The organism is uncultured Chitinophaga sp., from assembly GCF_937898475.1.
Lineage (GTDB): Bacteria > Bacteroidota > Bacteroidia > Chitinophagales > Chitinophagaceae > Chitinophaga.
The window spans coordinates 14495-36610 of record NZ_CALEJS010000021.1; the positions used below are offsets into that span (position 1 = coordinate 14495).

18 protein-coding genes are annotated in these 22116 nt (G+C 48.8%); 13 read left to right on the forward strand and 5 right to left on the reverse strand.

Annotated elements, in window-relative coordinates:
- Window positions 1–44: 44 nt before the first annotated feature.
- The 3 genes from Q0577_RS15305 to Q0577_RS15315 are packed head-to-tail and all read left to right on the forward strand — an operon-like array spanning window position 45 to window position 4404.
- Window positions 45–2108: a glycoside hydrolase family 127 protein gene (locus Q0577_RS15305; protein ID WP_298737702.1), complete on the forward strand. Its 2064-nt coding sequence runs from the start codon at window positions 45–47 to the stop codon at window positions 2106–2108.
- A gap of 2 nt (window positions 2109–2110) precedes the next feature.
- Window positions 2111–3145, forward strand: coding sequence for a glutamate 5-kinase (gene proB / locus Q0577_RS15310; RefSeq protein WP_298737703.1), 1035 nt, complete (start codon window positions 2111–2113; stop codon window positions 3143–3145).
- A gap of 8 nt (window positions 3146–3153) precedes the next feature.
- Window positions 3154–4404, forward strand: a complete 1251-nt coding sequence (locus Q0577_RS15315; protein ID WP_298737705.1) for a glutamate-5-semialdehyde dehydrogenase — start codon at window positions 3154–3156, stop codon at window positions 4402–4404.
- Between the two features lie 6 nt (window positions 4405–4410).
- On the opposite strand, the gene Q0577_RS15320 is transcribed toward Q0577_RS15315, so the two are convergent.
- Window positions 4411–5157, reverse strand: a complete 747-nt coding sequence (locus Q0577_RS15320; protein ID WP_298737707.1) for a GLPGLI family protein — start codon at window positions 5155–5157, stop codon at window positions 4411–4413.
- A gap of 18 nt (window positions 5158–5175) precedes the next feature.
- On the reverse strand, window positions 5176–7953 hold the full coding sequence (locus tag Q0577_RS15325; protein WP_298737709.1) for an outer membrane beta-barrel protein: 2778 nt from the start codon (window positions 7951–7953) through the stop codon (window positions 5176–5178).
- 363 nt (window positions 7954–8316) lie between these two features.
- Here Q0577_RS15325 and Q0577_RS15330 point away from each other — a divergent pair, with 363 nt between their 5' ends.
- The 6 genes from Q0577_RS15330 to Q0577_RS15355 all read left to right on the forward strand — a co-directional run bounded on the left by Q0577_RS15330 (window position 8317) and on the right by Q0577_RS15355 (window position 15063).
- A complete protein-coding gene (locus Q0577_RS15330) occupies window positions 8317–10242 on the forward strand; it encodes a sigma 54-interacting transcriptional regulator (protein ID WP_298737711.1) in 1926 nt (641 codons plus the stop codon).
- A gap of 505 nt (window positions 10243–10747) precedes the next feature.
- The gene (locus Q0577_RS15335) at window positions 10748–11659 is read left to right on the forward strand and encodes a helix-turn-helix domain-containing protein (protein ID WP_298737713.1); all 912 of its coding nucleotides are present in this window, start codon (window positions 10748–10750) and stop codon (window positions 11657–11659) included.
- Window positions 11660–11674: 15 nt separating this feature from the next.
- Window positions 11675–12217, forward strand: coding sequence for a YceI family protein (locus Q0577_RS15340; protein WP_298737715.1), 543 nt, complete (start codon window positions 11675–11677; stop codon window positions 12215–12217).
- Between the two features lie 17 nt (window positions 12218–12234).
- A complete protein-coding gene (locus Q0577_RS15345) occupies window positions 12235–13188 on the forward strand; it encodes a VOC family protein (RefSeq protein ID WP_298737716.1) in 954 nt (317 codons plus the stop codon).
- 16 nt (window positions 13189–13204) lie between these two features.
- Complete coding sequence (locus Q0577_RS15350; protein WP_298737717.1) at window positions 13205–13696, forward strand: hypothetical protein; 492 nt, start codon at window positions 13205–13207, stop codon at window positions 13694–13696.
- Window positions 13693–15063: a hypothetical protein gene (locus Q0577_RS15355; protein ID WP_298737719.1), complete on the forward strand. Its 1371-nt coding sequence runs from the start codon at window positions 13693–13695 to the stop codon at window positions 15061–15063. Before Q0577_RS15350 ends, Q0577_RS15355 begins: the two co-directional genes overlap by 4 nt.
- A gap of 9 nt (window positions 15064–15072) precedes the next feature.
- Here Q0577_RS15355 and Q0577_RS15360 read toward each other — a convergent pair whose 3' ends face one another.
- A complete protein-coding gene (locus tag Q0577_RS15360; RefSeq protein ID WP_298737721.1) occupies window positions 15073–15930 on the reverse strand; it encodes a dienelactone hydrolase family protein in 858 nt (285 codons plus the stop codon).
- Window positions 15931–16018: 88 nt separating this feature from the next.
- Here Q0577_RS15360 and Q0577_RS15365 point away from each other — a divergent pair, with 88 nt between their 5' ends.
- The 4 genes from Q0577_RS15365 to Q0577_RS15380 all read left to right on the forward strand — a co-directional run bounded on the left by Q0577_RS15365 (window position 16019) and on the right by Q0577_RS15380 (window position 20755).
- Window positions 16019–17302: an NAD(P)/FAD-dependent oxidoreductase gene (locus Q0577_RS15365; RefSeq protein WP_298737723.1), complete on the forward strand. Its 1284-nt coding sequence runs from the start codon at window positions 16019–16021 to the stop codon at window positions 17300–17302.
- A gap of 10 nt (window positions 17303–17312) precedes the next feature.
- Window positions 17313–17972, forward strand: coding sequence for a class I SAM-dependent methyltransferase (locus tag Q0577_RS15370; RefSeq protein WP_298737724.1), 660 nt, complete (start codon window positions 17313–17315; stop codon window positions 17970–17972).
- A gap of 74 nt (window positions 17973–18046) precedes the next feature.
- Complete coding sequence (locus Q0577_RS15375) at window positions 18047–19645, forward strand: Na+/H+ antiporter (protein WP_298737725.1); 1599 nt, start codon at window positions 18047–18049, stop codon at window positions 19643–19645.
- A gap of 132 nt (window positions 19646–19777) precedes the next feature.
- Window positions 19778–20755 carry a glycoside hydrolase family 43 protein gene (locus Q0577_RS15380; RefSeq protein ID WP_298737727.1) on the forward strand — a complete coding sequence of 326 codons (978 nt, stop codon included), beginning with the start codon at window positions 19778–19780 and terminating at the stop codon, window positions 20753–20755.
- A gap of 1 nt (window position 20756) precedes the next feature.
- On the opposite strand, the gene Q0577_RS15385 is transcribed toward Q0577_RS15380, so the two are convergent.
- On the reverse strand, window positions 20757–21077 hold the full coding sequence (locus tag Q0577_RS15385; protein WP_298737729.1) for a LytTR family transcriptional regulator DNA-binding domain-containing protein: 321 nt from the start codon (window positions 21075–21077) through the stop codon (window positions 20757–20759).
- Entirely contained in the window at window positions 21046–21975 is a 930-nt protein-coding gene (locus Q0577_RS15390) for a DUF1573 domain-containing protein (RefSeq protein ID WP_298737730.1), read from the reverse strand. The genes Q0577_RS15385 and Q0577_RS15390 overlap by 32 nt, the downstream gene beginning before the upstream one ends.
- Between the last annotated feature and the right edge of the window lie 141 nt (window positions 21976–22116).

Consider the following 22116-nt stretch of genomic DNA (forward strand, 5'->3'; position numbering starts at 1 on the left):
GTATAGTTAGATATTATTATCTTGGACCGATAAAACTTCCACTTATGAAACAATTGTTATGCAGGTATTGGCTGCTGGCGTGTTTGCTTGTAATACCCGGTGCGGCGATGTCCCAGCAGAAAGCGCTCGTAAATACTTCCAGGAGTACGTTTGCATCATTAAGTAGCATAGATATGGGTGATGTGCAGTGGACCAGCGGTTTCTGGGCAGAACGCTTTTCCGTTTGCAGGGATGCGATGGTACCACACCTTTGGAAAACCTACACAGATCCGGATGTAAGTCATGCGTTCAAAAATTTTGAGATTGCAGCAGGACTTGATACCGGCGCCCATGCCGGGCCTCCCTTTCACGATGGTGATTTCTATAAACTGCTGGAAGCGGTAGCCTGCGTATATGCAATAACAAAAGACAAACGGCTGGACGCGCTCATGGACAGTGTAATACCGGTTATCGCCCGCTGCCAGCGTGGGGATGGCTATATACATACGCCCGTTATCATCGCAGGACACAATAAGGCTGCCGGTGTAAAAGAATTTGAGGACCGCCTTAATTTCGAAACCTACAATATGGGACACCTCATGACGGCTGCCTGTGTGCACTACCGGGCTACCGGCAAGACCTCCTTACTGAAGCTGGCCATCAAAGCAGCTGATTACCTGGATCATTTTTATAAAACCGCTTCTCCTGCGCTGGCGCGTAATACCATTTGCCCCTCTCACTACATGGGAGTGGTGGAATTATACCGCGCTACCAATGATACCACTTATCTGCAACTGGCAAAGAACCTGATCAATATCCGCGGTTATGTGGAGGATGGTACCGACGATAACCAGGATCGCATCCCCTTCCGCAGGCAAACTACTGCCATGGGCCACGCTGTACGTGCCAACTATTTATACGCCGGTGTTGCAGACGTATATGCTGAAACAGGGGAAGACTCTTTGATGACCTGCCTTCAGCGTATATGGGAAGACGTGGTATACAGAAAAATGTATATCACCGGCGGCTGCGGGGCATTGTATGACGGCGTATCTCCTTACGGCACTTCCTATGAACCGCAGCAGATACAGAAAACACACCAGGCTTACGGCAGAGCTTATCAGTTGCCCAATATGACCGCTCATAATGAAACCTGTGCTAACATCGGTAATGTACTATGGAACTGGCGTATGCTGCAGATCAGCGGCGATGCCAGGTATGCAGATGTGTTGGAGCTTGCTTTGTATAACAGTGTACTCTCCGGTATCAGCCTGGATGGAGATCGTTTTTTCTATACCAATCCTTTAAGCGCTGCGGCACAGTTTCCCTACCAGCTGCGCTGGAGCGGCGGACGCACTAACTACATACGTTTATCCAACTGCTGTCCTCCTAATGTTGTGCGCACCATCGCAGAAGCGGTGAATTACGCTTATGGTATTTCAGACAAAGGTCTCTGGGTGCACCTCTATGGGGGCAATACCCTTTCCACTCATTTAAAGGATGGAGGAGCCCTCAGAATGACGCAGCAAACCGATTACCCCTGGGACGGTAACATTACCCTTACCATGCAGGCAACGCCAGCTACGCCGTTCACCGTTTTTCTGCGTATCCCGGGATGGAGTAAAAGTGCAAAGGTATTGGTGAATGGAAAGCCTGCCGGCATTGATGCTGTCTCCGGTCAATATGCCGCCCTTCATCGCAGCTGGAAGGCCGGTGATGTGATCTCCCTGCAATTGCCGATGCCCGTTACCATGATGGAAAGCAACCCCCTGGTAGAGGAAACGCGCAACCAGGTAGCGGTGAAGCGCGGCCCTCTAGTATACTGCCTGGAATCTGCTGACCTGCCTGAAGGCGCCTGTCTTTTTGACATTGTTTTGCCCGGACAAGCTAAACTGCAGCCGGTACCCATGAAAATAGACAACAGTAAGCTGCTGGGTTTAAGCGGAACTGTTTTGCTGAGAAAAGATACAGGATGGAATAACACCCTTTACCGGGAGGCCGCAGTAAATGATACCCGTCCGCTCAAGGTAACTTTTATACCCTACTACGCCTGGGGAAATAGAGGACTTTCTGACATGGAGGTGTGGGTTCCGAAATATTTTCAATATTTTGGGGCTCAAATACAATAGCGGTGAGCAAGCCTATTTTAGTGATCAAATTTGGAACGGCTTCTATTACTCATGAGAACGGAGAGCTGGATGAATCAATCATAGCAGCAATTGCCAGGCAGGTAGCTGCCCTGCATTCACAGTATAATATGGTGCTGGTATCATCCGGTGCGGTAGCAGCCGGAAAAAAACACCTGCTGCAGTACAATGCCACTATCAGTGAACGCAAAGCCGCCGCAGCTATCGGCAACCCCTTGCTGCTTAATAAATATGCACAGTACTTTCAACCCTTCGGGATTGCCATTGCACAAAGCCTTTGTGAAAGAAGACATTTCAGCAACCGGGGACAGTTCCTGCAGTTGAAGAAAACCTACGAAGAACTATGGGCAAGCAATATCATCCCTGTGGCGAATGAAAACGACGTGGTAAGCGACCTGGAACTTAAATTCTCGGATAACGATGAACTGGCCACCCTCATAGCAGTGGGCTTTGGCGCATCTGGCTTGCTGTTCAGTACCTCAGTAGGCGGTGTGCTCGATAAAGATGGTAAAGTAGTACCGCAGATAGATGTGATCGATGAATCTGTATTTGCCCTGGCAGATACAAAGAAATCAAGCCTGGGTCTCGGTGGTATGGTATCCAAGCTCACCTTTGCCCGTTTGGCCACCCGCATGGGTATCCGGGTAGTGATCTTTGGTATTCATACGCCTGATGGTATCCTGAATGCACTGGATGGTAAAACGGGTACTCTGTGTCTGCCGCAGCAATGCAGTATGCCCGCCCGTAAAAAATGGCTGGCCAGTGGTAGCCTGGTAACTGGCCGTTTACAGGTAGACGCCGGCGCGCAGAAAGCGCTGGAGAAAAGGCACAGCCTCCTGGCAGTAGGCGTGAAAACCGTATTGGAAAGGTTTACCCGCGGCGAGGTGGTAGAGATCGTTAATGAAAACAACGAAGCCATTGCCGTTGCCAGGGCAAAGGTGTCATCCGATACACTGTCATTAAATAAAAAGATGCAGAATGTTGAAATCGCACATGCTGATGATATTGTGTTATTGTAGTTAAGAAGATGGAAACGATACAACCTTTGCTGGAAAAGGCCCAGCAGGCCACCAGCGCAATCAAGACACTACCGGCTCAGCAAAAGCAGGAACTGCTGCAGCAGCTGGCCGTTCGTATACAACAACATACGCAGGAGATCATTGCTGCCAATCAGCAGGACCTGGAGCGCATGCCAGACACGGATCCTAAAAAGGACCGCCTGCTGTTGAACGCAGACCGCATACGGCAACTGGCGGAGAGCCTGCAGGAGATTGCGTTGCTGCCCGATCCCGCCAATCAGCTGCTGCTGGAGAAAAAACTGGCCAACGGCCTGCTGGTGCAGAAACGCACCGTGCCTTTGGGTGTAGTTGGCGTGATCTATGAATCAAGACCCAATGTAACAGTGGATGTAGCTGCGCTTTGTATACGCTCCGGCAACGTATGTGTACTGCGGGGCGGATCAGACGCTTTTTATACCAATACCTGCCTGGTAGCACTCATACAACAGTTGCTGGGGGAATTCAAACTGCCTGAAACAGTGGTACAGCTGCTACCGGCAGACCGTAACCTCATTGGGGAATTGCTGACAGCAGTTAAATATATCGATATCATCATCCCCCGCGGATCTCAGCAGCTGATAGATTATGTGCGTGAAAACGCTCGTGTACCGGTGATCGAAACGGGTGCAGGTGTTTGTCATACCTATGTGGAAAGTACGGCCGATCTTGAGCAGGCCAGCGCCATAGTCACCAATGCCAAAGTATCACGCCCCTCCGTATGTAATGCGCTTGATACGGTACTGGTAGACAATGCCGTTGCAGCAAAGTTCCTGCAATTGCTCGCCCCTTCACTGCAGGCCTATAACGTAGAGATCTTCGCAGACGATAAAGCATTTTCTATACTGCAAAAGGCAGGGTACCCTTATCTGCAACAGGCCGCCCCGGAAGATTTTGGCCGTGAATTTCTCGACTTCAAATGTTCTGTCAAAGTTGTAGCCAATGCAGAGGAGGCTCTTGAACATATCCGCCAGTATTCCTCCAAACATTCTGAAGCCATCATTTCTTCCAATGCCGCTATCAGCGAACGTTTTCTGAACGAGGTAGATGCCGCGGCTGTATATGTAAATGCCTCCACCCGCTTTACAGACGGCGGCGTTTTTGGACTGGGTGCTGAAATAGGCATCTCAACACAGAAGCTGCACGCCCGCGGGCCTTTTGCGCTCGAAAAGCTGGTGACGGAAAAGTGGTTTGTACATGGCAGCGGCCAAATCAGGACCTGAACAGGTCTACAACAGGGATGCCGTAATAAATGCCATGCCGTAGCTACCCCAGTTCTTCAGGCTTTTGTTAAGGGTTTCGAACAACGTTTTGTTGTCCACCTTTTTCCCTTTTGAAGGCGCTTTCAGGTTGGCCGTGCTCACACTTTCTGACAATACTTTTGTTGCAAACCATGTTACATGCTCATAGGGCAGGGCAACCCCCAGGATCATCCCGGGTAAGCCGCTGAAAGACTCCGGACCGCCCGGTGTAACAATAGCGTCGGTATAGAACGCCACCACGTAAACAGAATCCATAATCACCGCATTGGCCCTGCGGCAGTCAAACCCTGCTATATTGCGCTTTTCGTCTGTTATTTTCCAGCGGATGGAACGGGTGCTGTCCTTTACCAGGAAGATCTCTTCAAATATTGTTTTTTGTGCAATGCTTTCCTGCTTATCCAGATCGCTGTATACTATATTGTCTTCCGCAGGTTCAGGACGTAGCCGTGCATTGTCGGGGTTTTCCCTTCCGGGTGCATATAAGGTAGTATTGTTGTGGAAGCGTAAGTCAAAATAAGAGATCTTAAACTTAGGCTGCCGTTTTTTCTCCATCTCTTTCCAGGTACTTTCATTGCTGCCGTATATGGCATCCAGCCGGGCATGTGCGTTGAACCTTTTTTCATATTCAATGCGGCCTTCTGTGAGGTAAACGGGTTGTTGTGCCGCAGCTTTCAGCGTAATATTTATAAGGAGGAAAAGCAGTATTGTTCTCATACTTGTGTTCTTTTGCGGTTATTGTTTATCGGCGCCACCGGTTTTATTAAAGTTCCAGATCACGGAAAGGAAGAGATATCGCTGGATGGTGCTGTACGTGTTCTGTGTAATGAAGTTGCTGTTCACCTGCCTGTTAAACCCTATGTTCTCGTTCAGCAGATCGTTTACAGCTGCTTTGATCAGGAGGGCATCATTCTTCAGGAGCTTCTTACCGATCCAGGCATTCCACAGGAACACATTGTTATTAGTGGTAAATACTTCTGTTTTCTGGCGCAGGTTGATAATACAGTCTGAATGTATCTCTACTTTCCAGGGCAGGAAAAAACTTACATCAGGGCTCATATTAAAGCTCCAGTAGTTGGTTTGTACCCTTTGCTGTACAGACGAGCTGCTGTTGGTATAGTTGGCGAACGCCTCAAGTCCCAACTCATATATTTTATCTTTCCTGTGCCGTATGTAAATACCGCTCCTGTAATTGCCACTGTTGGTGACATTCAGGGCATCATTTACATAGTTCACGTAACGGCTGTAATTGAAGCTTCCGTTGAGGCCTACGCGCGCAGCCAGTTTGGTTAATTTAAGGCCATAGTCCACATACATGCCGGCTGAACGATTGCCATCTACGTTAACAGATTGGTTGGTTCTCCTGCCGTTGGCGTCAACAGTGCTCCGGCTGCTGATGGCATTAGTGGTGAAGCTATAATTGGCGCTGACATATATTCCTCTTTCAGAAAGCAGCCTGAAATCGTTGAACGAGATCCTTACACTATTATAGAACTGTGGTTTCAGGTCGGGATTACCAATGGTAACATTCAGCGGATCTTCATTGGTTCGCAGGGGCTGTATCTGGTCAATGCCCGGCTGCCGCGTACTACCGTTGTAGTTGAAAGTAAACCTTCTCTGGCTGTTGAACATGTAAGCCACTGTAGCCTGTGGATACCAGTTCACAAAGTCGCGCGTGCGGGTAATGTCCTTGCGTACGTCCCGCTGGTCAAAGCTGGTAAGACCTACGTTCGTACCAAAGTTCACACGCAGCTTTTTGTTGATCAGGTTATAGGTGATACCACCGCGATGAGTGAACATATTAAAAGCATAGTCATTACTGAACAGGGTATCCAGCTGGCTGTATTTCCCGTTATTATCCTGGTTAAAGGAGTTCCTGTTGGAATTGCTGTTGTTAACTATCACACCATAATTGATGATTAGTGAACTGGTAGCTGATAAAGGCTCTGAATAGGTCAGTTTGGTATCAAAGCTGAAGTTCTCATTTAAATTGGTCTTATACTGATCTATCCTTTGTGTGCTCTCAATGCTGCCGTTCTCATAAAATTCCGTAGTGGAATTCAGGTAGCCATCAGAGGTGCTGCGTGAAAAGCGCTCTATAATGTTCAATGACAGTGTTCTGCCTTTTTTGCGTAGTTTTTTACGCCACAGGATATTGCTGTTCAGGCTGCGGTTGTCGCCAATGGTGTTGATATTACGATCATTCTGGTTCACCAGCGAACTGTCTTCAGCAAGGGATTGTGTGTTGAACACGCTGCCCGTGGTTTTATGATCCAGGCCGCCGTCTGCCTGTATCTTGATAGAAGAGGTGGAGTCCAGCTGGATCTCATAGGAGGCGTTGGCCCGTTGCCGTAATATGTTATTGGAGAAACGCTGTGATGAATTGGTATAGTACAAGGTATCGGGCAATAAGTACTGCGAGTTGGTGGTGCTGCTGCCATCTACATACAACTGCATGATCTTATAACTGCCGTTCACGGATTGTTTGTCCTCATTCCATTTATTGCTGTACATCAGACCGCCTGTCTGTACCAGCGGATAACCCTGACCTTCATAGTTTCCGTCCCAGGAATCCAGGTCATCTCTTGAGCCGGAAAAGAAATAGGTATCAGTCGTTTCATCGTAGCCGGCGCCTGATGACATTTGCCCGTAACTATTCCTTTCCTGCCAGTTTAAACCTGTTTTACCGGTATTGGATACAATACCGTACCCGGAGAGTTTCCGTTTCTTACTGAATGAATTGAACATGGCCTGGCTGTCATGGTAGCCATCGGTACCAGCGCCGGTGCTCAGCTTTCCAAAGTAGCCGTTCTTTTTGTTCTCTTTCAGTTTCAGGTTCAGGGTCTTTGTTTTTTCTCCATCGTCTACGCCTGTAAAGGTGGCCTGGTCGCTTTTTTTATCAAACACCTGTACTTTATCCACCATATCGGCCCGCAGGTTCTGGGTGGCAAGGGTAGGATCATCGCCAAAAAATTCTTCGCCGTCTACCAGCACCTTTTGTACTTTCTCACCCTGCGCGGTGATCTGCCCGTTCTTATCTACCTGTATGCCGGGTAGTTTCTTGAGCAGCTCTTCCACGGAGGCATTGGGCGGCACCTTGAAACTGTCTGCATTGTACTCGGTGGTATCGCCTTTGAGCTTGATGGCGGCCACTGCCTGGTTGATCACTACTTCCTGGAGCAGGCGTGCCTTCAGCGACATGATGATCCTGGCATTGGTGATGCTGGTTGAATCTGTCAGTTGTAAGGGTTCCACATAATCTGCAAAGCCCGGCGCTGTTACCAGCATCAGGTAGTTACCGCCTTTAAGGCCCTTCAGCTCAAAATACCCCGAGGCATTGGTCCGGGTAAACTTATACAGCATAGAGTCTTTGGCCTGTAAAAGGGTTATGACCGTGTTCGATAGGTTTTGATGATTAAGGGTATCCATAATGCTGCCTTTTACGGCTGCTTGCTGGCTATAGCACAGGCAAGGGACAGCAGTACAGAAAATCAAGGTAGAGAGTGTCTTCATTTACGGGATTTAACAGGGTTAGCTTAATAGACGCAAACGGTTGTTAATTCCATAAATTAAAAGCGTTTATTTTATTTTTTATAGACCTACGTAGTGAAAAATCTGTTAATTTATCAATGTTCCGGTATAGATCAGCAGTGGAAGCGGGCATCAGCAATGTTACCCCTTTCTGGCATTTTTTAATATCTTTAATAGACAAACTAACACTTTACACTGTTCAACCATATGCCAGGGGCTTTGCACTTTATCTCCGGTGCAGCCGCCAGATATGCCAACGGAGAAATCACAGTGCAGCATGCCTGAAGGTACGGACCTGCCCTGTACTGTTCAGGCGCTCCCATCTTTTGACGGAAACAGGTATGTATGAGCGAAAAAGTACTAATAGTAGAGGATGAATTTATTGTGGCCAATGATCTGCGCCTGATGCTGCAACGGGCGGGGTACCAGGTATGCGGTATAGCCCCTTCTGTAAAAGAAGCGCAGGATATTATTGATCAGCACCAACCCGGTCTGGTAATACTTGATATCTATCTGAAAGGCCGGCAAACAGGTATTGAGCTTGCCCAACAGTTAAAGGAAAGGCATATCGCATTTGTATATCTCTCCGCCAATTCCAGTCAGCATGTACTGGAGGCGGCAAAGGCTACTGAGCCTTACGGCTTCCTGGTAAAGCCTTTCCGCGAAAAGGATGTATTGGTTACGATTGATGTGGCCCGGTACCGCCACCAGCATAGCCTGGAATCGGGGTACCGCCGGGAGCTGTTATTACAGGAGGCCATTTCACAGATCATCACCGAACGGATCAGACCTGAACAAAAATGCCTGAAAATAGCCCGCGCCCTGCAATCATACCTCCCTTTCGATTATATGTCTGCCGGCGCGCTGGGTTTCCTGCGTATCGGGTTCGATGAATACCAGGTGATCAGGAAGGATGAATTGTGTACCATATCCGGCCTCAAAGCAGCAGATCTGGATGTACTGCAGGCCGGTACGCCGGTGGATCAGTTCAGCGCCGCATACAACCAGGAGGCGTTTGAAGGTATCCTGGCTCAATATCCGCTGAAGGGATTGCTGGCCCGTACTTTTCAGCTGCAGTCCCACCTGGTGGTACCCATATCGCATCCCGGCGGCGGCGCTACTCCCTTTAGTTTTTACAGCCGCAGGCCAGACGCCTATCAAAGCGGCGACACGCATATCCTGGAGCGTTTACAACATTTACTGGCAAAGTTGGAAGTTCCCGGAGATCAGGTTGTTGTGTCGGCGTCCAGCCCGCACGGTACCTATGGGCACACCGTTGCCGCAGGCTTTGACGGTATCATCGGCAAAAGTCACCGGCTGCTCCGTGTACTGGACCATGTGGCCCAGGTGGCGCCGTTTGACACCTCTGTATTGATAACAGGGGAGAGCGGCACCGGTAAGGAGAAAGTGGCCAGGAGCATTCACCAGCTATCGCCACGTTGCAGGAAGCCGCTGGTAAAGGTGAATTGCGCTGCATTACCTTCCAGCCTGATAGAGTCAGAGCTATTCGGCTACGAGAAAGGCGCTTTTACAGGCGCTGCCAACAGGAGGATCGGTAAATTTGAACAGGCCGATGAAGGCACCATCTTCCTTGACGAGATAGGCGAAATGCCGCTGGAACTACAGGTAAAATTGTTAAGGGTATTGCAGGAAAAGGAGATAGAACGCATAGGCGGCAGAAATGCCATTAAAGTGAATGTGCGCATCATCGCCGCTACCAATCGTAACCTGGAGCAAGCGGTAGCGGAAGGCCGTTTCAGACTTGATCTTTACTACCGGCTGAACGTGTTCCCCATCAACATGCCGCCCCTGAGAGAACGCAGGGAAGACATCCGCTTACTGGCAGACGCCTTTGCAACACAATACACCAGCAGGATGCACAAGCCCTATTACGGAATAGCCCCGCAGATGATGGATGCCCTGGAAGCATGGGACTGGCCCGGTAACATCCGCGAACTGGAAAACGTGATCGAACAATCTGTCATACTGAATGACGGCAATTCCCCGCTTGAACTTAAACGCCCGCTGGGAAACGGATGGCTGACCGGTCTTACACCCGTTGCCGCACCAGGGGATGCCCAGGTGAAAACATTTACAGACATGAAAAAACACCTGCAGGAAACAGAACGGGCCTATATACTTTCCGTACTGAAAAAAACGAATGGCCGTATAAGAGGGGAAAGCGGCGCGGCCAGGATCCTTAACCTGAATCCTACTACCCTGGAATCCAGGATCGCCAGACTGGGTATTAAAAAAGAGGACATTTCTTAAATGTTGAGGGGAGCGATCATACTGTTTTCTCTATGCTCCCTACATGCTTTCCGTATGCTTCAGGGGTTTCTGTTAAAATAATACCGTTGACAGGGTTGTTTAAGCCTGTTTTAAAAAAGAAAACCGGAATAAGAATACCCCGGCCTTTACCTAAACCTACAACTGTTACACTGTTAAAAGACTAGCACATTGTATGTGCCTATATTATCAGGTAATTTTATTCAACAGCAAAGATGCAACTAAAAACGGGTCCGGGGAATATCTAAATGACGGATTCTGTTGTACTTATCCCGGTTTATCAGAAAGCTCATCCACGGTGGATCGTATTTTTATCAGAGACGGCTCCGAAAAAGTCGGAGGCAGAAATGTCATATAATTGTTTGATAAATGAGACCCCGCAATTTAAGTGCTTCTTTTTCAAAGCGCTATATGCGGTAAATATAAGTATGCTTAAATCGGGCAATTCCGGTACATTAATAGACGGGATAAGCAAAACTACAACGTTATGCTATCCCTTAACAGGCCAAGTACCATCATCAAGAACGGAACCTCTCTCCAGCATCCTACCAGGGGCACTGCATTACCCTTTGAGATTCATACCATTGAATGGATGATGAAAAACAGGTGGGGACAGCAAAGCACTCCCCACCGGCATAATTATTACAAGATCATCTGGGTTAAACAGGGGGGAGGCACCTACCTGGTAGACCTGGATAAACATGGTATCAGTAATAATACGGTATATTGCCAGGCGCCCGGACAAATATACCTGTTCAACGCGGGGGAGCATACTTCGGGTTACGTTGTTTCCTTTACCGCAGAATTCCTGGGCATAAATGAGCACAGTTTTGAACCCCTGCATGACCCCGGCTTTCTCAATGCCTGCGCGCATGCACCTGTTATAAAAGTGAGCGGCGAAATGCAAAAGGAAATGCAGGAGATCATCGAAAAGATGGTGAAAGAATATGATAATTTTTTCCTGCTGCGTGCAGAGATACTGAAAGGCTTTCTGAAGATATTCCTGATCTACCTTACCCGCCAGTTTGGAAGGCCTGCCATGTATCAGCAGCGTACCAAGAACACCGCGCTGACGGATAAATTCCTGGGACTGCTGGAAAAGAACTATACTACCTGTAAAATGGTGAGCGATTATGCCGAGGAATTGTTTGTAAGCTCCAATTACCTGAATGAAATAGTAAAAAAGGTAACCGGTTTCCCGGCCAGCTATCACATCCGGCAGCGTATTGTGCTGGAGGCCAAAAGACAGGCTATTTACGTGAACGCCAGTATGAAGGAGATTGCCTACCATCTGGGCTTTGATGACATTGCGCATTTCAGTAAATTCTTTAAAAACGTTTCGGGCATGAGTTTTACCGAGTTTAAAAAAGAGGCCTTGCGCCGCTTCAGTTTTCAATAGGTCAGGCCTGCTAATATGAAAACACAACAGCAAAAAGTGACCTGGGTGATTGACCCGGTGCACTCCAGGATCCGGTTCAGTATCCGGTACGTTTTACTTACATCCGTTTCAGGTTGGTTTACCCGTTTTGAAGGCGTGATTATGGCAACGGCAGATGATTTCAGCGATGCACAGGCCCAGCTCAGCATCTTTACCAGCTCCCTCGATACCGGCAATCCACGGCGTGATGCACAACTTCGTTCCCCCTATTTCTTTGATGTGGAAAGATACCCGGTCATCTTCTTTGAATCTACCTCGGTTAAAACAACAGGCTTCTTCATTGCGATGACAGGCATACTGCGGATAAGGGATGTAACGGAAGTGATCCGCTTCAACGTAATGTACAACGGCACAGTGGTGGACCAATTGGGAAATATAAAAGCAGGCTTCGAAATGGAGTCTGCTTTTAACCGAAAAGACCTGCATCTGCAATGGAATGAAACCTTTGATGCAGGTGGCGGACTGCTCTCTGATGAAGTGAAGATTTTTTGTGATGTGGAACTTTTAAAGCTGGTATAAACAGGTACATTTGTAGTATGGACCAATTGATAACAGGCATTCATCACGTTACGGCCATTGCTGCGGGTGCACAAAAGAATATTGATTTCTATACTGGTATCCTGGGACTGAGGATGGTAAAGAAAACAGTCAACTTCGATGCACCCGGCGTATATCATTTTTATTACGGAGATGAAACCGGTCATCCCGGCAGTATCCTCACCTTCTTTCCTTACGAGGGTCTTGCGCACGGCCGTCATGGTAAAGGCATGCTGAACACCACCACTTTTTCATTGCCCATAACCTCCATGAATTATTGGCTGGAACGCCTGCAGCGTTTTGACATTGCATACAAACAACCGCAGGAACGGTTTGAAGGAGAAGCCGTAGTGTATTTTGAGGATGCAGATGGTCTGGGCCTGGAACTGGTGTTCAACGACAAGGATACCCGCAGCGGCTTTACCTACGGGCACATCCCGGCGGAGCATGCCATCAGGGGATTCTATAATGTAGAGATCTGGGAAGAAGGTTATGAACGTACGGCCGGCTTGCTGACAGAACAGCTTGACCACCGGCTGATCGCCGAGAAAGGCAACCGCTTCCGGTTTGCCGCTACGGATGCGCCAGGTAACTATGTAGACATTGTTTGTTCTCCGGATAGCCTCAGAGGCCTGGCAGGCAGCGGTACCGTTCACCATATCGCCTTCAGCACTCCCAATGCTGCTACCCAGCAGGAACTGCGCCTTAAAATAGTAAAGCGTATGCTGAACCCAACACCGGTATTGGACAGAAACTATTTTACCTCCATCTATTTCAGGGAGCCCGGAGGAGTGCTGTTTGAAGTGGCTACTGCTGGTCCCGGGTTTACGGTAGATGAAAGTAAAGACCACTTAGGGGAGGCACTGCAATTACCCCCCCAGTTTGAAGCAGACAGGGCAGCTATTGAAAAGGAAGTGCTGCCCGTAACTTTGGCGCCCGCTAATTTTAAATAATAGTATTTTGTTGTCTATGCAAACAACCGTATCCAACAGACGGGGTGGCCTCCTGCTGTTGTTAACAGGTGTGCTGGCCATTGCCCTTATTATAATCGTGAACAGGTCCTGGTTTAGCCGGATAGCCGGATACTGGAGGGCGTTCCCTTCACAGGCTGCCCAGCCAGACCTGGAGGCCCGGAAAGTATCCCGCTATGGTAATGCATATATCCTCTCCCGCTCTATTGCCCTTTCACTGGAAAGAGCGGGTAAAAAAGAAACGGCCCTGGTGCTGGTGCCGCCTACCAGCTATTTCAAGGCAAAAGGGCTCAATTACCACGTCCCGGAACCAGCGGTGTTCTACTATTACACATCTCTGAAAACAGTGCGGCCTGATACAAAGGATACCGCTAACATCAACTATGTGGTGAGTGTGGAGAACAAAGATATCGCTATCAGGAAAGTGAAGGATAAACAACAGCTCAGCAAAATATTGGCAGAATACAGAAAATACCGGATCACCTTATGAACATAGTTGCATTGCTGCTGCTGACATTACTGCAATTCATCTCCGGCATTGGGGTACTGGCCCTGTTCAGGCTGTCCTTACGCAATGGCCTTAAAATTCCCCTGGCATTATTACTGGGAGTGGCGGTGTCTTCTTTAGTACCGTTCCTCTTACAATTATTGTATGTACCGCTTACAGCCTTCTCCGTTTTCAGTGCGCTGATCCTGACGGCATTGTTACTGAACCTGCACATGGGCCGTACGGCGGAGCAATGGAAAAGGATGTTCCATCACATCCATTTCACGATGAAACTGTATGAGCTGCCATTCATCCTGCTGATGGCCGCCATTGTGCTGATCAGCGTGTGGCGTTGCTATTACCTGCCGCCTACGCCAAGAGATCTTACCTCGGGGCCGGAGGTACTGGCAGCTTATGCAGTGCGCGAGCATACCATGATCAATTCAGTTTTCAGTGTAGACCTGCTCAGTACCAATAATCCCTACAAGCCGGCATTTATTACCAGTCTGCAGATCATCTACAAATATGCGGGCTTCCCATTTGGGCAACTGTGGCTGTCTGTGATATTTGTGAGCTTTACACTGCTGCTGTACCAGCTGTTGTGCCAAAGCCTTCACCGCCTGCTGGCGGGTGTATTGCTGTTGTGTTTCCTGGCCATACCGGAAATGTATGCCTACACCTTCATGGCCTTGTTTGATTACAGCAATGCCGTTTTCTTTTTCCTCTCGGTCTACAGCTTAACGCTCTACTTTGCCGAACAGTCCAGGTCTTACTTATATTTTGCCGCATGGCTGATGGGTATTGCCACCTACATCCGTCCGGAAACCCTGGTGCTGGCTTTTTTCTTCATTCCATTGCTGGTGTACCGTCAGTGGGGAAGGCAACGCCTGGGGCAGCTGGCGCAGGATGCCGCGGTATTTGTAACACCGGCTGTGTTGTTATATGCGGTTGCCGTAGTTGGCTATAACAGCTATTACCTGCCTGCCCGGTATGAAGTAAGTAACCTGATTAATCCGCATCCGCTGCAGCTGCGGACCTTCTTTGAACGTTTTGCAGACATGCATACCAGCCTGCTGTTCGGCAGTCGCTGGGCATCCCTGTATGGGTATTTTACAATACTGTTCGGAGGTTTGCTGCTGGCCGAAGCGGTGATATATAAACTACGCTTTTCCGCTACCGCCAGGGCCTGGCTGTATGCAGTGCTGGTCATATATATCGGGCTGCCATTTTTAGGGCACCTGTTGCCGCTGCTGGATATTCAGCACTCTACAAAAAGGGGCTTACTGAAGATCTTTCCCCTGATGTTGTTATACCTGGCTAATAACCAGGTGCTGGCAAAATTATCTGCCCGTCTTGGCAGGTGGGGATGATAAATCTGTCTACAGCAAAGTTTCCTTAAACAGGCGCAGCGTTCTATCCCAGGCCAGTTTTGCCGCTGCTTCATTATATCGCGTAGGGGCGGTATCGTTATTAAAGGCGTGTTGTGCGCCCTCATAAACATACAGTTCGTATTTAACACCGGCAGCTTTCAGTGCGGTTTCATAGGCAGGTATGCCTGCGTTGACACGCTCGTCTAATCCGCCGTAATGTAACTGCATGGCTGCTTTGATCTTTGGCACATCCGCCGCGTCGGGCTGCCGCCCGTAATAGGGTACAGCGGCTTTCAGTCCGGGAGCATGTATCGCCAGCTGGTTGGCCATGGCGCCGCCCCAGCAGAAGCCCACACAACCCGTTTTACCGTTGCTTTCGGGCAGGGTGGCAAGGTAATCCAGCCCTTTAAGAAAATTGTTCAGGTTGTTGGCGGCATCCAGTTTACCTATCTGGGTACGGGCCTCGTCTTCATTTTGCGGCGTGCCGCCAAAAGGGGAGAGGGCATCCGGCGCCAGGGCAATAAAGCCTGCCTGCGCCACCCTTCGCGTTACGTCCCTGATATGTGGGTTCAGGCCGCGGTTCTCATGTATCACCAGTACGGCCCCTGTTTTGCTAACTCCTTCAGGTTTAACCAGGTATGCTTTCATGGTAACGCCATCCCCTTCATAGGTGACATCCGTACCCGCAATACCGGCAGCGTTCTCAGGAACAGTAGCCGCATGCGCATAGTTCACCTCCAGTAAGGGCAGTATTGCGGTAGCGGCGGCCATGCTGCCGGTAAGCTTTACCAGCCGGCCAATGAATTCGTCACGCCGCAGCGGCTTGTGCGTATATTCATCGAAGAGATGGATGATGCGTTGGTCCATATATTAAATTTAGGTAAGAAGTATTTTTTATATCATCAGAGTATCAACTAAATTTAACAATTTTAAGGCATAAAGAAAATTAATCGGGATGAAGCATATTGTTGTTATTGGTGGGGGCTTTGCAGGGATCAACTTTGCAAGGTCAATGGCAGGCAGTAAGTATTTCAGGGTAACGCTTGTGGATAAGAACAACTACAATTTTTTTCCGCCGCTGATCTACCAGGTGGCTACCGCTTTCCTCGAACCATCCAGCATCAGCTATCCTTTCCGTAAGCTGTTCCGCGGAAAGAAGAACCTGTTCTTCCGTTTGGGCGAGTTGCAGCAGGTAGTGCCTGCAGAGAACAAGGTTATCCTCAACAATGGCGAACTGGGGTATGATTACCTGGTATTTGCCACCGGTGCGGAAACCAATTATTTCGGTATGCAGAATGTAATGAAGCACGCCATGCCAATGAAGACCCTGCATGACGCCATTGCCATGCGTAACCGTATGCTGCAGCAGATGGAGCAGGCGATAATCACTACAGATGAGGAGGAGCGCAGAAAACTGCTGACCTTCGTGATCACCGGCGGCGGGCCTACCGGTGTGGAAATATCCGGTATGCTGGCGGAAATGGGTAAGACCATCCTCGGAAAAGATTACCCGGAACTTAAAGGCAGGCGGGGCGAGATCTACCTGGTAGATGGCAGTGAAGCCTTGTTGTCGCCCATGAGCACCAGGTCGCAACGCAATACCATGGAAGCCATCCGCAAACTGGGCGTTAAAACCCGCCTCAATACCCATGTAACAGATTATGTGAACGATATCGCTGTACTTGACAACGGTGAACAGATACCTACCAGAAACCTGATATGGGCAGCCGGCGTTACCGCCAGGGTATATGATGGCATTCCTGCAGAGAGCTATGGCCGTGGTAAAAGGATGCTGGCAGATGAATTTCATAAGGTAAAGGGAATGGAGAACATCTATGCCATTGGCGATACCAGCCTGCAAACCCATGAGGTCCGTTTTCCCAATGGTCATCCCCAGGTTGCGCAAACCGCTATCCAGCAGGGTAAGCACCTGGCAAAGAATTTCAAAGCCATTGAGCAGCAAAGGCAGCCAACCTCCTTTGTTTATCACGATAAAGGCTCCATGGCCATTATCGGCCGCAACAAGGCCGTAGTAGATCTTCCGGGCCCTGTTAAGCATTTCAGGGGCTTTATCGCCTTTTTTATCTGGCTGTTCATCCACCTGATGTCTCTGATCAACTATCGCAACAGGCTTAAGACCTTGTATAACTGGACCGTAGCGTATTTCAGTAAAGACCAGTCATTGCGGATGATCATCCGCCCCGATAACGGGAACACAACGCATATTCCCGAAAGGTAAAAACAAAGGCATGAGGTATTTGCTGTATTTTTTTTATATCACATGGTATTGGGGAGTAGACCTGGCTATTTTTATTATAAGGCATGAAATAAAAGGCGAAAAAAAATATGGTATCCGAACTATTGGTCTGAGCAGCCTGCCGGATACCGTGCCCGATATTGAGCGTAAACACTTCAGTCTTTATGAACCGGTCAACTATTATTCACTGACTACCCTTTTTGATCATCTTAATGCGGCAGATCTAAACACTACACTGCTGGATGTTGGCTGTGGCCGTGGACGTGTACTGGCAGTAGGTGCCGCCTATGGTTTCCGGGATATGGCCGGTATTGATTTTTCCGAAAAGCTCTGCGAACAGGCCCGCGAAGTAATGGAGGGCATGAAGGAAACATACCCCGGCCTCAATGTTAACATTACCTGTATAGATGCCCGCGATTATGACATTCCTGATACGGTGGGCGTTATCTTTCTCTTTAATCCCTTTGACGATCTTGTGATGGAGTCTTTTATAGACAAGGTGTTCGAAAGCCTGTACCGCAGGGAGCGGCCCATCAAGGTGCTGTATGCCAATCCGCAGTTCAAAGAGCAGTGGCTGAATGCCGGCTTTAAGGAAACGGGCGCTTTCCTCAGGAAGAGGTATTTGAAAGGCAGTGTGCTGGAATGGAAGTGATTGGGCGTCGATAGTCCATAGCACACGGTATGGGAGGGCTATTGAGCATCGGCGAAATACATTATTTTAGCAGCATGCATAACTATTTTGGCTTTTACCTTATTATTCTCCTGGCCATCCTGTTGCTGTTCATGGCAGCGCAGCGTCTCAGGATCGCTTATCCTATTGTGCTGGTGCTGGGCGGCCTGGTGATCAGTTTTATACCGGGGCTGCCTGAGATCAGGATCGATCCCGAGCTGATCTTCGTTATCTTTCTGCCGCCTTTACTGTATGAAGCAGCCTGGTACACTTCCTGGAAAGATTTCTGGAAATGGCGGCGGGTGATCAGCAGTTTTGCATTCCCCATTGTGCTGCTTACTTCCAGCGTTATTGCCATGGTAGCACACTACTTCATACCTGGTTTTTCACTGGCCCTGGGATTCCTGCTGGGGGGTATTATTTCCCCGCCCGATGCGGTTTCTGCCACTTCTGTGATGCGGTATATCAAGGTGCCAAGGCGGGTGGTCGCTATTATAGAGGGCGAAAGCCTGCTCAATGATGCGGCGAGTTTGATCGTGTTCCGGTTTGCCCTGGTAGCGGTAGAAACAGGCGCTTTTGTTTTCAGTAAAGCCGCCGGCAGTTTTGTGCTGGTGATAGTGATGGGTATCCTGATCGGGCTGGCCATTGCCCTGGTATTTTACGCTATTTACCGCTGGTTGCCCACTACACCCAATGTGGATATACTGCTTTCATTTATTGCGCCGTACATGATGTACATCGTGGCAGAGAAAATGCATTTCTCCGGTGTGCTGGCAGTGGTCAGCGGGGCGCTTTTCCTTTCTGCCAACCGCCATGTGACGCTAAGTTTCAGCAGCCGCTTAAGGGGAGATACCGTATGGTCTACGGTAGGCTTTGTGCTGAACGGGCTGGTTTTTATGCTGATAGGACTTGAACTGCCATTTATTGTTAATCAGCTGGGCGATGTAAGCCTGGGTACCGCCATCTTCTATGGGATCATCATCAGCGTGGCATTGATGATCATAAGAATGCTTTCCACTTTTGGCGCTGCCGTGTTCACCGTGTTTATCAGCCGTTTCATTACCACGGCAGATCCCAATCCCGGCTGGAAAGGCCCCATACTGTTAGGCTGGGCGGGTATGCGGGGTGTGGTATCGCTGGCGGCGGCATTGTCTATTCCACTGGTGCTTAATAATGGGCAGCCTTTTCCGCAGCGTAATCTCATCCTGTTCATTACGTTCACCGTGATACTCATCACGCTGGTTTTCCAGGGGCTTACCCTTCCATGGCTGGTGCGCATAGTAAAGATGGAAGATAAGGATCTGCAATACTCCGAAGAAGAACAGGACGCTATCATCCGTAAGAAATTACACAACAAGGCGCTCGCAATGCTGAATGAACAGTACCAGGAGGAGCTGTCTTCCAATGAACTGCTGCAGAACCTGAAAACAAAGATGGAGTCCGTACCGGCGCCCGAGCCGGGCGGCCAGTTATTCAGCCCGGCCCACCAGACTTTCCGCAACGTATACACGGCCATCATCCGGGAGCAGCGCCAGCTGCTGCAGCAACTGAATAAGAAAGAAGCGCTGGACGAAGAGCTGATCCGTAAGCACATTGCCCTGCTGGACCTGGAAGAAGAGAAGATGCGCATGCAGATAGATGGACAGGATAGGTAAATAGCTATTGGTTGTTGGCTTTTAGCTGTTAGTAACTGGCGAGAATATTAGTTCAGGCGGTTAATAGCTAGCAGCTAAAAGCTAATCTTCGTATCTTGAGGCATTCGTGAAACAAAAGCACTGGTAGTACCCATGAGAAAGACACTGACGTTCCTGGCAGCCGTATCCATCGGCTTATGCATCCAAACACGGCAAGCTGCTGCACAAAATGGTAACCCGGTTATAACGGGATGGTATGCAGATCCTGAAGCCGCCATCTTCGGCAAAAAATACTGGATATTTCCTACCTTCTCTGATAAGTACGAAAAGCAGGTATTCTTTGATGCATTTTCGTCTGACGATCTGCGTAAATGGAAAAAGCATCCGCACATACTGGATACTGCTGCTGTAAAGTGGGCCAAACGCGCCATGTGGGCGCCTGCCATTGTTGAAAAAGATGGTAAGTATTATTTCTTCTTCGCAGCCAATGATATACAAAGTGATGCAGAACACGGCGGTATTGGCGTTGCCGTGGCTGATAAACCCGGCGGCCCTTACAAGGACTACCTGGGCAAACCACTCATCGATAAATTCCATAACGGGGCACAACCGATAGACCAGTTCGTATTTCATGATAAAGACGGCCAGTACTACATGATCTATGGCGGCTGGCGTCATTGCAACATCGTAAAGATGAAACCTGATTTTACCGGTTTTGAACCGATGGAAGATGGTGCTCTCTTTAAAGAGATCACTCCTGAAGGATATGTAGAAGGCCCGTTTATGTTCATCCACAACGGCAAATACTACTTTATGTGGTCTGAAGGCGGCTGGGGAGGCCCTGATTATTCCGTGGCCTATGCCATTGCCGATTCCCCCGTGGGCCCTTTTAAGAGAATTGGCAAGATCCTCCAGCAGGACACCGCGGTAGCTACGGGTGCAGGTCACCACTCTGTGATCAATGTGCCGGGTACAGACCGCTGGTACATTGTGTATCACCGCAGACCTCTCACTGAAAAGGCAGCTAATCACCGCGTGGTATGCATTGATGAGATGCATTTTGATAAGGACGGCATGATCGTACCGGTGAAGATCACCAATGAAAGTGTACAGCCGGTGAAGATCAGGTAAATTATGTGACCATCAGTTCCATTAGTTTCTTAATCGGGATGGTAAAGGGCAGATGATGATTGTCGCCGATCAGCAAAAATTTCTTCTTTTTGTCAATACTGGTGATAAAATCGCCGTTGACAAGGAATGACTGGCTGATACGGATAAAGCGCCGGTGATTGATTTCTTTCTGTAGTTTTGCCAGGGAGGTTGTAAGCACAAATTCCCTCCCGTCATTCAGGTGAATATGGCTGTAACAATCATCCGATTTGAAGAATAGAATAGACGAATAGCCAACTACATAGATCCGGTCACGATGAGGGATTAAAAACTTTTCTGGCATGCTGCGGCCATTTCAGTTCTATGCAGGTGCAGGGATGATCAGCTTTGGCAATCCTCAGATCTTTTTTACCGGTGTTGGTAAATTCAAAGCTGAAGGTATAATCCGTACCCTGTTTGATAATGCCGCAGTCGTGACTGATTTTATTGAATACCAGCGAGGCGCTGTCGGTTGCGCCCTGCTGCCTCGCCAGGCTGTTTTCCTGTAAGGGAATCGTATCAAGCAGGCCCTTGTAGATCAGTTTATCTGATGGGCTATATACAGGCCGCACCAGCTGTGCAACCGCTGCGGGTCCGCCCAGCGTGTGCGAAAGGTATATATTGTATGGATATGCGGCGATGTCAAGGGAACGCCTGGCCAGCTGGTAGGCTGAGTCTCTGGCGGAGGGCCGCCCGCCGCCTCCCTTCATCAACAGGAAGGCCTGCATATTGAGCGATACCAGCTTTTTATATCGCTGTGTGGTGATGGGAAGCTGGAAGATTTCCCTGAAAATATATTCATCGATCCCGATCCTGTCCAGGTCTCTGATGTCATACTCCTTACTCTTCGGAAAACCAAATGTCAGCAGATTCCCATCCTTATCAAAAAAATAGGGAAAAGGATAGGAAGGGCATTTCGTTATCCGGGCAATATCTTCCTGCCGCTTATCAGAAGCGTCGGCATTATAACAGATATAGTCGCGTTGCAGAATCCTGGCGGTTGTTGACTGGGAGTCCAGCATTTTTCGAAAAGCATCGCAGTTGCCACATTTGCTGTTGCCGATAATGATAAATACGTTCTTGTTCTCTTTTTGGGCCCTGGCAAATACATCCTCTACTGAGCCGTTCATGTATTGTACCGGCGAATGGTGGCACGAAAGCAATAATAAAACGGGTAATATACAGGTAATGAGGTATTTCATAATAGTAACAGATAATTAGGATAGCCGCTACAAATTATAGCGGCTATCCTGGTAGAAAATCATTCAACTCCTCCACTTAAAGGAAGGCATTGGTGATAGAAAGGATTGATCACAATGCATGCCCATCCAGGTACGCATACA